General features: G+C 70.5%; 13 protein-coding genes and 2 pseudogenes. 6 read left to right on the plus strand and 9 right to left on the minus strand.

Annotated elements, in window-relative coordinates; all coding sequences use genetic code 11:
* Positions 1-129: 129 nt before the first annotated feature.
* Positions 130-888, minus strand: a pseudogene (locus tag FV242_RS29370) (transposase); the annotation flags it as partial.
* A 47-nt stretch (positions 889-935) separates the two neighbouring features.
* On the opposite strand from FV242_RS29370, the pseudogene attM reads away from it, so the two are divergent.
* Positions 936-1,706, plus strand: a pseudogene (gene attM, locus FV242_RS29375) (N-acyl homoserine lactonase AttM); the annotation flags it as partial.
* Between the two features lie 157 nt (positions 1,707-1,863).
* Here attM and FV242_RS29380 read toward each other — a convergent pair.
* The 5 genes from FV242_RS29380 to pabB all read right to left on the minus strand — a co-directional run bounded on the left by FV242_RS29380 (position 1,864) and on the right by pabB (position 5,603).
* A complete protein-coding gene (locus tag FV242_RS29380; protein ID WP_147941383.1) occupies positions 1,864-2,106 on the minus strand; it encodes a hypothetical protein in 243 nt (80 codons plus the stop codon).
* A gap of 210 nt (positions 2,107-2,316) precedes the next feature.
* A complete protein-coding gene (locus FV242_RS29385) occupies positions 2,317-2,733 on the minus strand; it encodes a DoxX family protein (RefSeq protein WP_147941384.1) in 417 nt (138 codons plus the stop codon).
* Entirely contained in the window at positions 2,730-3,605 is an 876-nt protein-coding gene (locus FV242_RS29390) for an aminotransferase class IV (protein WP_147941385.1), read from the minus strand. The genes FV242_RS29385 and FV242_RS29390 overlap by 4 nt, the downstream gene beginning before the upstream one ends.
* Positions 3,592-4,215, minus strand: coding sequence for an aminodeoxychorismate/anthranilate synthase component II (locus FV242_RS29395; protein WP_147941386.1), 624 nt, complete (start codon positions 4,213-4,215; stop codon positions 3,592-3,594). Before FV242_RS29395 ends, FV242_RS29390 begins: the two co-directional genes overlap by 14 nt.
* Complete coding sequence (gene pabB / locus FV242_RS29400; RefSeq protein ID WP_246692944.1) at positions 4,212-5,603, minus strand: aminodeoxychorismate synthase component I; 1,392 nt, start codon at positions 5,601-5,603, stop codon at positions 4,212-4,214. Before pabB ends, FV242_RS29395 begins: the two co-directional genes overlap by 4 nt.
* A gap of 394 nt (positions 5,604-5,997) precedes the next feature.
* Here pabB and rimO point away from each other — a divergent pair, with 394 nt between their 5' ends.
* The 3 genes from rimO (at position 5,998) to FV242_RS29415 (ending at position 8,925) form a co-directional block, all read left to right on the plus strand.
* The gene (rimO, locus tag FV242_RS29405) at positions 5,998-7,350 is read left to right on the plus strand and encodes a 30S ribosomal protein S12 methylthiotransferase RimO (RefSeq protein WP_147941387.1); all 1,353 of its coding nucleotides are present in this window, start codon (positions 5,998-6,000) and stop codon (positions 7,348-7,350) included.
* 117 nt (positions 7,351-7,467) lie between these two features.
* Complete coding sequence (gene dinB / locus FV242_RS29410) at positions 7,468-8,550, plus strand: DNA polymerase IV (protein ID WP_147941388.1); 1,083 nt, start codon at positions 7,468-7,470, stop codon at positions 8,548-8,550.
* 141 nt (positions 8,551-8,691) lie between these two features.
* A complete protein-coding gene (locus FV242_RS29415; RefSeq protein WP_147941389.1) occupies positions 8,692-8,925 on the plus strand; it encodes a hypothetical protein in 234 nt (77 codons plus the stop codon).
* A 69-nt stretch (positions 8,926-8,994) separates the two neighbouring features.
* Here the strand turns inward: FV242_RS29415 and FV242_RS29420 are convergent, their stop codons facing one another.
* From FV242_RS29420 to FV242_RS29430, 3 genes are all read right to left on the minus strand, one after another.
* Complete coding sequence (locus FV242_RS29420) at positions 8,995-9,195, minus strand: hypothetical protein (protein ID WP_147909579.1); 201 nt, start codon at positions 9,193-9,195, stop codon at positions 8,995-8,997.
* Positions 9,196-9,327: 132 nt separating this feature from the next.
* On the minus strand, positions 9,328-9,954 hold the full coding sequence (gene pncA / locus FV242_RS29425; protein ID WP_147941390.1) for a bifunctional nicotinamidase/pyrazinamidase: 627 nt from the start codon (positions 9,952-9,954) through the stop codon (positions 9,328-9,330).
* The gene (locus FV242_RS29430; RefSeq protein ID WP_147941391.1) at positions 9,951-10,928 is read right to left on the minus strand and encodes a quinone oxidoreductase; all 978 of its coding nucleotides are present in this window, start codon (positions 10,926-10,928) and stop codon (positions 9,951-9,953) included. The genes pncA and FV242_RS29430 overlap by 4 nt, the downstream gene beginning before the upstream one ends.
* 204 nt (positions 10,929-11,132) lie before the next feature.
* Between FV242_RS29430 and FV242_RS29435 the strand changes: the two genes are divergently transcribed.
* Entirely contained in the window at positions 11,133-11,429 is a 297-nt protein-coding gene (locus FV242_RS29435) for a succinate dehydrogenase assembly factor 2 (protein ID WP_147857071.1), read from the plus strand.
* 14 nt (positions 11,430-11,443) lie between these two features.
* Positions 11,444-11,674: a hypothetical protein gene (locus tag FV242_RS29440; RefSeq protein WP_147941392.1), complete on the plus strand. Its 231-nt coding sequence runs from the start codon at positions 11,444-11,446 to the stop codon at positions 11,672-11,674.
* Positions 11,675-12,323 lie beyond the last annotated feature (649 nt).

Consider the following 12,323-nt stretch of genomic DNA (forward strand, 5'->3'; position numbering starts at 1 on the left):
CGGCGCCTGAAACCAGCCATCAATGGCGTGGGTAATTACTCTCACGGCTCAGCCGCTCAAGATCACTTCGGCTTATCCCAGGAGGAAATCAGCGAAACCCAACCCGCGCAAGGGGGTGGGTAATTACATCCAAACCGCCAGCCGATGCCCGTCCATCGCCTCCCGCACTACGACCGCACCCCGCGTCGGGGAAGCCTGATGGATGTCCGCATCGGCCGAGTGGAAGACCCAGAAGTAAGCATTGCTGCCCTCGATGCGTACGCCGGTCTCGTCCGAGGCGACCACAGTGGCTTGGCGCAGGATCGAGACGGCCTTGTCACGACTGGAGCGGAAGCGGTTCTGCGTGCGCTGGAGCAAGTTCATCAGCCTGCCCTGGCTGAGGGTGAGCCCGAACAGATCCGACAGCGCCGACTGCAGCCGCTGGTAGGACATAGCCTGGAAGGTCTTCAGATAGGTCGCCTCCGCAGGCAGCCGTGGGTCGAAGGGCGTGCCGCGTGCCGTCTGCTGCCTCCGGAACAAGCATGACGACCCACACCCCGCACGTCGGGCACTGCACGGCCAGCCGCCGATGTTGGGTGATGGTCAGCTCCACCTCTAGCAGCTCGATCCGCTCGGACACGCTCACGATCTCGGTAGGGAAATCTTTTTGCAACGCGCCACCGCATGTGCAGCGTTCTATACAATGATCGACAACGGCATCGAGATCCTCGCTCATCACGCGGCTGTGACCTTCGTGCCCGGGCTTGGCACCGCCTGCCTTGGCCTGCTCGCGTCGCTCCTTGCGATCGGTCGCGGGCGGCTTCGAAGACGTGTGTGAGGTATCGAAGGTCGCTGCAGTCGCAGCACCAGCTCATCGCGGCTAAGCCGCTCAAGATTGCTTCGGCCCATCCCAAGAAAGAATCAGCGAAATCCGACCCGCGCAAGAGGGTGGGTAATTACTCCAGTCCGGCTCGCTGAAGTGCAAGGTTCACAACATCAAGATGAACCAGGGCGACGGTGCGGATTTTGAGATTCCGGTGCAGTTCTTTCTGATCATGCATCCGGCCGGACATACCATCATCGATGGCGGCGACGCGGTGGAGGTCGCGGAAAATCCCCACGCCTATTGGGGCAGCATCGCCGACGTCTACTATCCCGTGCTCCGAAAGGAGGAGGGTTGCGTCGACCAGCTGCGCCGCCTCGGGATCAATCCGGAAGACGTTCGCTACGTCCTTCAATCCCACCTGCACCTCGATCATACGGGCGCGATCGGCCGCTTCCCGAACGCCACGCACATCGTCCAGCGGTCGGAATACGAATATGCGTTCACGCCGGACTGGTTCGCCCGAGGTGGCTATACCCGCGCTGATTTCGACCGGCCCAATCTCAAGTGGCACTTCCTGAACGGGTCAGCCGACGATTATCATGACATCTACGGCGACGGCACGCTGACGACGGTGTTTACCCCGGGGCACGCCCCTGGACATCAATCGGTTCTGGTGCGGTTGCCGGCTTCGAGACCGGTTCTGCTCACGATCGACGCGGCCTACACGCTCGATCACTGGAACCAGAAAGCGCTGCCGGCCTTCCTAGCCTCGGCCGTCGACTGCGTCCGCTCGGTCCAGAAACTGCACGGCATCGCCAACAAGACGGGGGCCGAGATCGTGACCGGTCACGATCCGGATGCGTGGCCGATGTTCAAGAAGGCCCCCGCCTTCTACGCTTAGCGCATCGTGCCGAAAGGCGGCCGCCGTCTTTCGGCACGATGCGGATCGATGCGCACCCTGCCGGTTCCGAGACCCGGCAAGGTGCGCGACACGATCGTCCTGGGGGGCAATCTTTGCCCTTCGGAGCGCGGGGCTGCGCCCGGCCGCATCCGGCCGTTCAATCGGCCTTCCGGACCGGACCGGGCTTCCGGGGGGCCTCGGTCGCCGGGCGGCGGGACGTGGCTGGGCCAGCCGACTTGGGTTGCGGGCGGTCCCTGACGTCCTGGCGATTCTTGGTCTCCTGGCGGTCCTTGGGACGCAGGCGGTCGAGGACGGCCTCGATGGCGCGCTCGACCGCGGCCTGCTCCGGCAGCGTGTCGGCGAGCGGTGTCGTTCGGCCGGCCTCGCGGCGCTTGGTCATGCAGTTCGCCCGTATCGGGGCCGTGCGACGCGATGTTCCAGCGCGTGCGGCGACCGCACCGCAGTCTATCCGCAGTGATCCCGGGATCAAAGCCTGCCGTGAGCCTGCGATCCGGGGATCCTGTGATCACGGTTTCTCAGGGATTGCTCGCCGTCCTGTCCTGGGGGCGCGACGAATGCCGGGCCGCCCGGGGATCGACCGGCCGGCGCCTCAGCGCCGGCGCGCGCCGAATGGCCAGTCGATCAGACCGCCGGCCCAGAGCGCCGCCCAGACGAAGACCGGCTGAAACGCCAGCCGGGGTCCGTGGTACCACCAGGAATCCGGGATGCCCTCGACGTGGACGGCCGCGAAGGCGTGCTTCAGGTTGGCCGGGTAGACGCAGACCGCGTAGACGGCGAGCCCGATCGCGGCCGCCCGGCGCAGCGACCGGGTCTGAAGCCCGATCGCCCCGGCGATCTCGCACAGGCCGGTGGCCAGGATCACCAACCGCGGCGCCGGCACCCAGTCCGGCATCAGCGGCAGCATCGCGTCGGCGGCCAAGAGGTGGACGATCCCGATCCCGGCATAGACTAGGGCCAGCCCGTAGCGCAGCCGGCGCCGCCAGGCCTCAGGCCTCGGCTCGCTCATCCTACCCGGTCTTCCGCGACGCCGCAGGCGCGGGCGATTGCGGTTCGGAGCGCCGCCGTCAGCCGGGCCACGGCCGGGTGTTCCGCGCTGGCGAAGCCGGTCGCGCCGATCGCGGTCACGGGGGCGAGCAGCCGCAGGGAGTTCGTGACGAACACGGCCTCGGCGCGGAGGAACGCGGGCAGGCTCAGCGAGCCCTCCTCCGGGCGCAATCCGCACGCCCCTGCCAGCCCCAGCACCTCCGCACGGACGATCCCGGGGAGCACGCCGTCGGCCAGCGGCGGCGTGATCAGCGTGTCGCCGAACAGGGCGAACAGATTGCCGGTGCCCGCACAGGCGACGCGGCCGCCTGTGTTGCAGAACAGCGCTTCGTCGAAGCCCGAAGCGGCGGCCTCGCGTGCGGCCAGCACGGCGTCCAGATAGCCCAGGGTCTTGAGCCGGGCGGCCGGGGTGGTGTCGTTGCGTGCGATCCCCGTCGGCCACAACCGCAGGCGCGCGAAGGCCGCGCCCTTCGCGCTCGGCGCCGCGGTGGCGAACAGGGTCGGATGCGGATCCTCCGGCGGCTTCAGCCCGCGTGGGCCGGAGCCGCGGGTGAGGGTGGTGCGGATCGCCAGCCGGTCGTCGTCCCCCCTACCTTTGTCATTCCCCTGCCCGGCGAGCGCCCGCATGGCGGCGCGGATCCGGTCCGCCTCGGCGGGGATCCCGAGGGTCTCCGCCCCGGCGACGAGCCGGGCGATATGGGCCTCCTCGAAGGCCACCCGGCCGCCCAGGGCGAGCGCCGTGTCGAACAGGCCGTCGCCGAGCGTCAGGCCGCGGTCGGTGTGGTCCAGGGACGCCTGCGTCCCCGGGACGATCGTCCCGTCACGCCACAGCATCGTCGCCCCTGCCCCGGTGGCCCCGCTCGTCGCGCCAGGCGCGGGCGAGTCCCAGAAAATTGGCGAACAGGGCGTGGCCGCCCTCGGTCAGCACCGATTCCGGGTGGAACTGGATGCCGTAGGTCGGGTGGGTCCGGTGCGAGAGCGCCATCACCTCGCCCTCCTGCGAGACCGCGTCGACCGAGAGGTGCTTGTCCATGTCCGGGCCCGGGGTGACCACCAGCGAGTGGTAGCGCCCGACCGGCATCGGCGCGGGCAGTCCGGAGAACAGCCGCTCGCCCCGGTGCGCGATCGGGGTCGCCTGCCCGTGCAGGGGGCGCTGCGCGCGCTCCACCGTGCCGCCGAACGCGGCGCCGATCGCCTGGTGGCCGAGGCAGACCCCGAGGATCGGCACCGCGCCGGACAGGTCGCGGATCGCCGGCAGCGAGATGCCGGCCTCCGCGGGGGTGCAGGGGCCCGGCGACACCACAAGGGCATCCGGGGCGAGCGCCCGGATGCCGGCGACGTCGACCGCATCGCTGCGCACCACCCGGACCTCTTCGCCCAGCTCCTCCAGGTAGCGGACGACATTGAAGACGAAGGAATCGTAGTTGTCGAGGACGAGGATCATGCGAAGGCCTCGAACACCCGGGCGGCCTTGGCGAGCGTCTCGTCGTATTCCGGGCCCGGCTCCGACAGCAGGGTCACGCCGCCGCCGGCCTGCAGGACCGCCCGGGTCTCGTCCATGAACACGGTGCGGATCGCGATCGCAGTGTCGAGCGCGCCGTCGAAGCCGATCCGCCCGATGGCGCCGCAATAGAGCTCCCGGGCGTCGCCCTCGATCTCGGTGATGATGTCCATGGCGCGGATCTTCGGGGCGCCGGTGATCGAGCCCCCGGGGAAGGTGCCCTCCAGCAGGTCGAGGGCGTCGAGCCCATCGCGCAAGGTCCCAGTCACCACCGAGACCAGGTGGTGGACGTTGGCGTAGGTCTCCAGCCCGCACAGGGTGGGTACGGCGACGCTGCCTGGCGCGCAGACCCGGGACAGGTCGTTGCGCAGCAGGTCGACGATCATGACGTTCTCGGCCCGCTCCTTGACCGAGGCCAGGAGCGCCTTGGCGGCGGCCCGGTCGGCCTCCGGGTCGTCGAGCCGGCGGGCGGTGCCCTTGATCGGCCGGGTCTCGACGTGCCGGCCGTCGAGCCGGATGAAGCGCTCCGGGGAGGACGACGCGACGGTCAGCCCGGCCAGTTCCAGATAGGCCCCGAAGGTCGCCGGATTGGTGGCGCGCAGGCGCCGGTAGAGCGCGAACCGGTCGAAGCCCGTCGGCAGGTCGGCACTGAAGCGCTGGGCGATGTTGGCCTGGTAGATATCGCCCGCCCGGATATAGGCGCGGACCTTTTCGACAGCCTCTTCATAGGTTTGCCGGTCGAAGTTCGAGTGCCACGCGAGGTTTTTTGCGGGTTGGGGCGGTGCCTCCTCGGGCTCGGTCGCGGTGCCGAGCCGGTCGGTGAAGGCGGCGAGCCGCGCCTCGGCGCGGGCCTGCCGGGCGGCCGGCTCGGTCTCGGGAAATCCCGTGGCGACGAGCCGGCACGTCCCCGCGGCGTGGTCGATCACCAGCACCGTGTCGTAGAGGTTGACCGCGATGTCGTCGGTGAGCCCCGCCCGCCGGGCCGGGGCTGCGACCCGCTCCAGCTGCGCGCCGAGATCATACGCGAGATAGCCGATCGCCCCGCCCGGGAACGGGGTGTCCGGATCGGGCTCGACCCGGTAGGGGGCGAGGCAGGCCCGCAGCGCAGCGAACGGGCCGCCCGACACCGGGCGCCCGTCCAGCGTCGCGCGCCCATCCCGGAACCGGAACCGCGCGAACGGGTCGGCGGCCACGATCGAGTGCCGCCCCAGCGCGTCGTGCCGCATGGCGCTGTCGAGGAAGGCGAGATCCGGCAGGGGCCGCAGCCGGGCGGCCGCCGCGACGGGATCGACGAAGGGGATCTCTCGGGTCCAGATCTCTTGGGTCCACATGACCGGGTTCGGGCTGATGTCCTGAGGGCACGCGCCCCGCACGCTGCCGTTGCACAGGCGATGCCGCGGGGAAAGCGGCAGTTCCGCGCAAGGCCCCACCCGTCGCGGGCGGTCGGGGTCCGTCCCGGGTTCGGGAGACGGCGGGCCGCACCTGATGTGGGATCTCAGGAGCCGCCGGCAAAGCCCTGCGAACAGCCAAGTTTCGGCGATGTGCCGTACCTCCTGCGCCGAGCCTCCCGCGCGGGGCCGGGTACCCCTGCGGCGGCCGGTCTCGCGCGAGCGCGTCAGAACCGCTATAGGGGCGCGATCCCGAATGCCTGTCCTCGCGCGCCGTGCGACCCGATCCACCGGCCGCACGCGAGGGTGGCGTCCGACCCGTCTTCCGAATGCGACCATGACCGCAACCGCCACGCCCGCCCCCCGGGACGCCGTCCCCGGGGCCGCCCCGAAAATCTCGTTCGTCTCGCTCGGCTGCCCCAAGGCGCTCGTCGATTCCGAGCGGATCCTCACGCACCTGCGCGCCGAGGGCTACGAGCTGGCCCGCCGCCACGACGGGGCGGACGTGGTGATCGTCAACACCTGCGGGTTCCTGGATTCGGCCAAGGCGGAATCGCTTTCGGCGATCGGCGAGGCCATGGCCGAGAACGGCCGGGTGATCGTCACCGGCTGCATGGGCGCGCAGCCGGAAGAGATCCGCGCGAAATACCCGGACCTGCTCGCCGTGACCGGGCCGCAGGCCTACGAATCCGTGGTGGCGGCGGTCCACGAGGCGGTGCCTCCGGCCCACGACCCGTTCCTCGATCTCGTCCCGCCGCAGGGGATCAAGCTCACCCCGCGCCACTACGCCTACCTGAAGATCTCGGAAGGCTGCAGCAACCGCTGCAGCTTCTGCATCATCCCGAGCTTGCGCGGGAATCTCGTCAGCCGCCCGGCCGGCGACGTGTTGCGGGAGGCCGAGAAGCTGGTCAAGGCCGGCGTGAAGGAGCTGCTGGTCGTCTCGCAGGATACCAGCGCCTACGGGGTCGACATCCGCTACGCCGAGAGCCCGTGGCGCGACCGGAGCGTGCGGGCGAAGTTCTACGACCTGACCAAGGAGCTCGGCGAGCTCGGGGCCTGGGTGCGGCTGCACTACGTCTACCCCTACCCGCACGTGGACGAGGTCATCCCGCTGATGGCCGAGGGCAAGGTGCTTCCCTACCTCGACATGCCGCTCCAGCACGCCAGCCCCTCCGTGCTCAAGCGGATGCGCCGGCCCGGCAACCAGGAGCGCCAGCTCGACCGGATCCGCAGCTGGCGGCAGACTTGCCCGGACCTCGCGATCCGCTCGACCTTCATCGTCGGCTTCCCGGGTGAGACCGAGGCCGAGTTCGAGGAGCTGCTGGCCTGGCTGCAGGAGGCCAGGCTCGAGCGCGTCGGCTGCTTCGAGTACGAGCCCGTGGCCGGCGCCACCGCCAACGCCCTGGGCGACCTCGTGCCGCCGGAGCTGAAGGCCGAGCGCAAGCGCCGGTTCATGGAGACGCAGAACGCGATCTCGCTGCGGCTCCAGCGGGCCAAGGTCGGCAAGCGGCTGGCCATGATCGTCGATTCCGTCGAGGGCGGGATCGCCAAGGGCCGGTCGAAGGCCGACGCCCCCGAGATCGACGGCAACGTCCACGCCGCGTTCCGGCGCCCGGTGCGCTCCGGCGACATCGTCACCGTGAAGATCGACCGGGCCGACGCCTACGACCTCTACGGCACCGTGACCTGATGGTCCCGGATTGCGCGCAATCCCCTGTGCGCCGTCGGATCGGAGCGGTTGACCCGGGCGTCCGGTCTGGCATGTCTGGAACATAGCAGGAACTTCAGTCCGGACCCCGAGGCTGCGATGGATCCGGAGGTCGCGCTCCGCAAGATCATCCATATCGACATGGACGCGTTCTACGCCTCCGTGGAGCAGCGCGACGATCCCGTCTTGCGCGGGCTGCCGCTCGCCGTGGGCGGCTCCCGGGAGCGCGGCGTGGTGATGGCGGCGAGCTACGAGGCGCGGCGGTTCGGCGTGCGCTCGGCCATGCCGTCGGCCACCGCCCGGCGGCTCTGCCCGGACCTGCTGTTCGTCAAGCCGCGCTTCGAGGTCTACCGGGCGGTCTCAGAGGAGATCCGGGCGGTGTTCGCCCGGCACACGCCGGTGATCGAGCCGGTCGCCCTGGACGAGGCCTATCTCGACGTCACCGAGAACCTGCTGGGCCTTCCGACCGCGACCGCGGTCGCCAAGGCGATCCGGGCCGAGATCCTGGAGCGCACCGGCCTCGTCGCCTCGGCCGGGGTCTCGTACAACAAGTTCCTGGCCAAGGTCGCCTCCGACTTCAGGAAGCCTGACGCCCTGTTCGTCATTACCCCGTCCATGGGGCCGGATTTCGTCGCCGCCCTGCCGATCGGCCGGTTCCACGGCGTCGGCCCGGTCACCGAAGCGAAGATGAAGCGGCTCGGCATCGAGACCGGGGCCGACCTGCGCGCCTGGGATCCGGACCGCCTGCGCGAGACCTTCGGGTCGGCCGGGGCCTATTATCACGCGGTCGCCCGCGGGCTCGACATGCGGCCGGTCCGCGCCCACCGGGTGCGCAAGTCGATCGGGGCGGAGACCACCTTCTCGGAGGATACGGCCGCCTTCACGATCCTGGCCGAGCGGCTCGCGCCCCTGTTCGACAAGGTCTGGGGCGGGGCCGAGGCCAAGGGGATGCGGGCCCGGACCGTGACCCTGAAGCTGAAGTTCTCGGATTTCGCCCAGGTCACCCGGGCGAGGTCCCTCCCCGCCCCGGTGGTCGACCGGGCCGCCCTGGAGCGGATCGGGCTGGAACTGCTCTCCGGCCTGTTTCCCCTCCGGCGCAGCGCGCGGCTGATCGGGATCGCGCTCTCGAGCTTCGAGCAGGGGGAGAAGGAAGAGCCGCTGCAGCTCGGGCTCGGGCTCTGATCCGCCTCGGCCGGTCGATGGAGCGCGGTCGCGTGGGCTGTGCGGCGGCACACGTCAGGTGCGACTTATCAACCACAGATAGGACCGATCCGGTGCGGCCGGCGTTGCCCGCCACCTCACGAACCAAAAGGTCCCGTCCCAATGTCGAAATCGATCTCCCTGGCCCTGGCGACCGCCCTGCTGCTCGGCGTCCCGGTGGGTGCCGCCCGCGCCGACAGCACCGCGTCCTTCAGGGCCGCCAACGCGATCCTGCTGCGGGGCTACAGCGCGAGCCCGCCGCAGCTCTACGTGTCCTCGGGCGGCCCGGGCGCCGGCTTCCTCACCGATGGGACCGCCGTGCCGCAGCGCCCGAAGGCGCCGACCCGCGCCCGCTGACGCCCATGGCCCGGGCCATGGGCGTCAGCGGGCTTCTCGGATCAGGCTTCTCGGATCAGGCGTCTGGAATTAGGCGTTCTTGCGCGGGCGGTGGTTCGGGTCGATGCCGCCGTCGGGTTTGGTCTCGTTCTCGACGTCGCCCTCGAAGGTGGAATCCGCCTCCAGATCTTCAGGGTCGGCGCCGGTCATGCCCTTCGAGGTGCCGATCCCGGGATTGCCCTTGAGGTCGGCGTCCGTGGGCGTATCGGTCTTCGGGTGCTTGCCTGACATGCTGGCTCCTGTTGGCTGGTGCCAGTCCAACGCGTCGAGACGGGGGCGGTCGCGCGGTCGCCGTGCGGCGGTTCGCCTCTCGATCCCCCGCCGATCCCCCACGCGCCGACAGCCAGCCGCCGGGATGGCGCGCTACGCGATCTCGGCCGACCCGATCCGGCGCACGCCGGCCGCCTCCATCCGGGCCCAGGCCCGAGCGAGCGAGCCGTCCACGTCGATCCCGCGCACGGCATCCTCCACCACCTGGACCTCGAAGCCCGCGTCGCGGGCATCCAGCGCGCTCCAGAGCACGCAGAAATCGGTCGCGAGGCCGCACAGGACGACGCGGGTGATGCCGCGTTCCGCCAGCGCGCCGGCGAGCCCAGTGCGGGTGATGCGGTCGGCCTCCAGGAACGCCGAATAGCTGTCGACCCGGGGGTCCAGGCCCTTGCGGACCACCAGGCTCGCCCGGTCGGTGGCCAGCCCCGGCGCGAAGCCCGCGCCCAGGCTGCCCTGGACGCAGTGCCGAGGCCACAGCACCTGCGGGCCGTAGGGCAGCGCCACGGTCTCGAACGGGGCCCGCCCGGGATGGGTGTCGGCGAAGGAGACGTGGTCGGCCGGATGCCAGTCCTGCATCAGCACCACGTGGCGGAAGCGGTGCTGGAGCGCGTTGATCGGCGCGACCACCGCGTCGCCGTCCCGGACGGGGAGGGCCCCGCCCGGCAGGAAGTCGACCTGCACGTCGATGACGAGGAGCAGGTCGGCGGCGCCGGGTGTCACGGCAGCATCACGATCGAGCCGGTGGTCTCGCGTCCGGCGAGGTCCCGGTGCACGGTCTGCGCCTCGGCGAGCGGGTAGGTCGCGTTGACGGCGATCTTCACGGCGCCGTCGCCGACCACCTTGAACAGGCGGGCGGCCGCCTCCTCCAGGGTGGTGCGGTTCGACGAGAACGTCGCCAGGGTCGGCCGCGTCACGTAGAGCGAGCCGCGCGGGGCGAGCAGGCCGAGGTCGAGGCCGGTGATCGGCCCGGAGGCCGAGCCGAAGCTCGCCAGCAGGCCCATCGGCGCGAGGCTGTCGAGCGAGCCCATCAGGGTCGCCTGCCCGACGCCGTCATAGACCACCGGCACGCCCTTGCCGCCGGTGATCTCGCGCACCCGCTTGGCGACATCCTCCTCGCGGTACAGGATGACGTGGTCACAGCCGTTCTGCTTGGCCAGTTCGGCCTTCTCGGGGCTGCCGGCGGTGCCGATCACGGTGGCGCCGAGGTGCTTGGCCCATTGGCAGGCGATCAGGCCGACGCCGCCGGCGGCCGCGTGCCACAGGATCGTGTCGCCGGGCTTCACCGCGTAGGTCCGGTGCAGCAGGTACTCGGCGGTCAGGCCCTTCAGCATCATGGCGGCGGCGGTCTTCTCGTCGACGCCGTCGGGGATCGGAACAGCCGCCGCGGCCGGGATCACCGCCTCCTCGGCGTAGCAGCCGTCCGGCACCGAGCCGTAGGCCACCCGGTCACCGGTCTTGATGTTGGAGACCCCCTCGCCCACCGCCGTGACGGTGCCGGCGCCCTCCTTGCCGGGGGTGTAGGGCAGGTGCGGCGACTTGTAGGCGCCGGTGCGGAAGTAGATGTCGATGAAGTTGACGCCGATGGCGGCTTGGCGGACCCGGATCTGCCCGGGGCCCGGCTCGGCCAGGGGCACATCCTCGAACTTCATCACCTCGGGGCCGCCGTACTCGTAGACCCGGATCGCCTTCGGCATCATCGTACTCCGCTCAAGTCCCGTTGCGCCGGGACGTCGCGGACTCGAGATAACGGAGGCCCCGCCGGAGGCAATTGCTTTTTGCCGTTCGCCCTGCGGTTGCGGCCCGATCTGAAACCCGAAACCCGGAATCCCAATCCTGGATCCGGCCCCCCGCGCAGCCTATCTTGATGCTGACCACCCTCTGACCGGAAGTCCCGAACAATGTCCGGCACCACCCGCACCAGCGCCGACCTCGACCCGCGCCGCCGCCGCCTGCTGTTCCAGTCCTGGCACCGGGGCATCCGCGAGATGGACCTAATCATGGGCCGCTTCGCCGACGCGGAGATCGGCACCCTGTCGGAGTCGGAACTCACCGAATTCGAGGCGCTGATCGAGGTGCCGGACCGCGACCTGTTCAAGTGGCTCACCGGCGAGGCCGAGACGCCGTCGAACTACGACACCGCGGTCTGGCGCCGCGTGCGGGCGTTCCACCGGCACGACGCACCGATCCATTCCTGACCCGAGAGCGCGCGATGGACGAGCCCAAGCCCCCCTACGATCACCCCGCCCGGTCGATCGCGACCGAACTCGTGGTGCGCATCATGTTGGAGATGATGGAGCGCGACGACCCGGCGCTGCGCGCGGAGATCCTGCGGCAGGCGACCAGCCGGGCCGCCGCGATGACCCAGACCATGCCCAACGCCGACTTCTTCCGCGGCCGGGTCGAGGCGGCGCTCGCGGAGCTCGTGGGGCCCGACGCGTAGGGGTGGGGCTCAGCGCCCCGTCCCGGCCGCGCGCAGGGGTGGCGGCCGATCCGGGCTTCCACCTCCGAGCAGGCCATGGCGCGACGCGTGATGTGCCAAGCTCCTGCACGGACAGCGTTTCCGGGTTCCGGGCTCGCCTGCGGCGCCCCGGAATGACGGCGCTTCGAACCGGTATCGCCCGCTTCCAGGAGGCCCCGTCGCGGCCGGGGTGATCCGGGTCGGCCCTACGCACATGCGCGATCTCTATCGTCCGGCGGGGCCGCGCGCTGGGCGCGGTCGCTCACGGCAACCACCGGCCGTGATGCGCCATCGGGCCGGCGCTGAACCGGCGTTCCATCCGCCCGGTGCGTGAACAGGATCGCGTCGGCATGCGCCATGGCGGGCGCGCGCCCTCCGATCGACCAGCGCGTCGAAAGTGCCGCGCCCCCGGCAAGAGGGCGCGTCCCCGAAACGCAACCGAACACACGTTCCCTGCTGGAGCGTCGCCGCCATATAGGGCACCGTCAGCCGCCCGAACGCCGGCCGTCGGGATGCTTTATCACGACGGCTCAATGGGCTAACGCCGGCCCGCGTCAGCCCTCCCAGTACCCGGCGGGATTCCCCGCGAAAGACCCGATGGCCAAGCCCCAGCCGAAATCCTCCCCGAAGC

The organism is Methylobacterium sp. WL64 (assembly GCF_008039945.1).
Classification (GTDB): Bacteria; Pseudomonadota; Alphaproteobacteria; order Rhizobiales; family Beijerinckiaceae; genus Methylobacterium.

What these genes read in the sequence shown, in the direction of transcription:
- FV242_RS29380 (WP_147941383.1), bottom strand. Translation starts at nt 2,106, where the DNA reads ATGACCAAGCGCCGCGAGGCCGGCCGAACGACACCGCTCGCCGACACG.
- FV242_RS29385 (WP_147941384.1), bottom strand. Translation starts at nt 2,733, where the DNA reads ATGAGCGAGCCGAGGCCTGAGGCCTGGCGGCGCCGGCTGCGCTACGGG.
- FV242_RS29390 (WP_147941385.1), bottom strand. Translation starts at nt 3,605, where the DNA reads ATGCTGTGGCGTGACGGGACGATCGTCCCGGGGACGCAGGCGTCCCTG.
- FV242_RS29395 (WP_147941386.1), bottom strand. Translation starts at nt 4,215, where the DNA reads ATGATCCTCGTCCTCGACAACTACGATTCCTTCGTCTTCAATGTCGTC.
- pabB (WP_246692944.1), bottom strand. Translation starts at nt 5,603, where the DNA reads ATGTGGACCCAAGAGATCTGGACCCGAGAGATCCCCTTCGTCGATCCC.
- rimO (WP_147941387.1), top strand. Translation starts at nt 5,998, where the DNA reads ATGACCGCAACCGCCACGCCCGCCCCCCGGGACGCCGTCCCCGGGGCC.
- dinB (WP_147941388.1), top strand. Translation starts at nt 7,468, where the DNA reads ATGGATCCGGAGGTCGCGCTCCGCAAGATCATCCATATCGACATGGAC.
- FV242_RS29415 (WP_147941389.1), top strand. Translation starts at nt 8,692, where the DNA reads ATGTCGAAATCGATCTCCCTGGCCCTGGCGACCGCCCTGCTGCTCGGC.
- FV242_RS29420 (WP_147909579.1), bottom strand. Translation starts at nt 9,195, where the DNA reads ATGTCAGGCAAGCACCCGAAGACCGATACGCCCACGGACGCCGACCTC.
- FV242_RS29430 (WP_147941391.1), bottom strand. Translation starts at nt 10,928, where the DNA reads ATGCCGAAGGCGATCCGGGTCTACGAGTACGGCGGCCCCGAGGTGATG.
- FV242_RS29435 (WP_147857071.1), top strand. Translation starts at nt 11,133, where the DNA reads ATGTCCGGCACCACCCGCACCAGCGCCGACCTCGACCCGCGCCGCCGC.
- FV242_RS29440 (WP_147941392.1), top strand. Translation starts at nt 11,444, where the DNA reads ATGGACGAGCCCAAGCCCCCCTACGATCACCCCGCCCGGTCGATCGCG.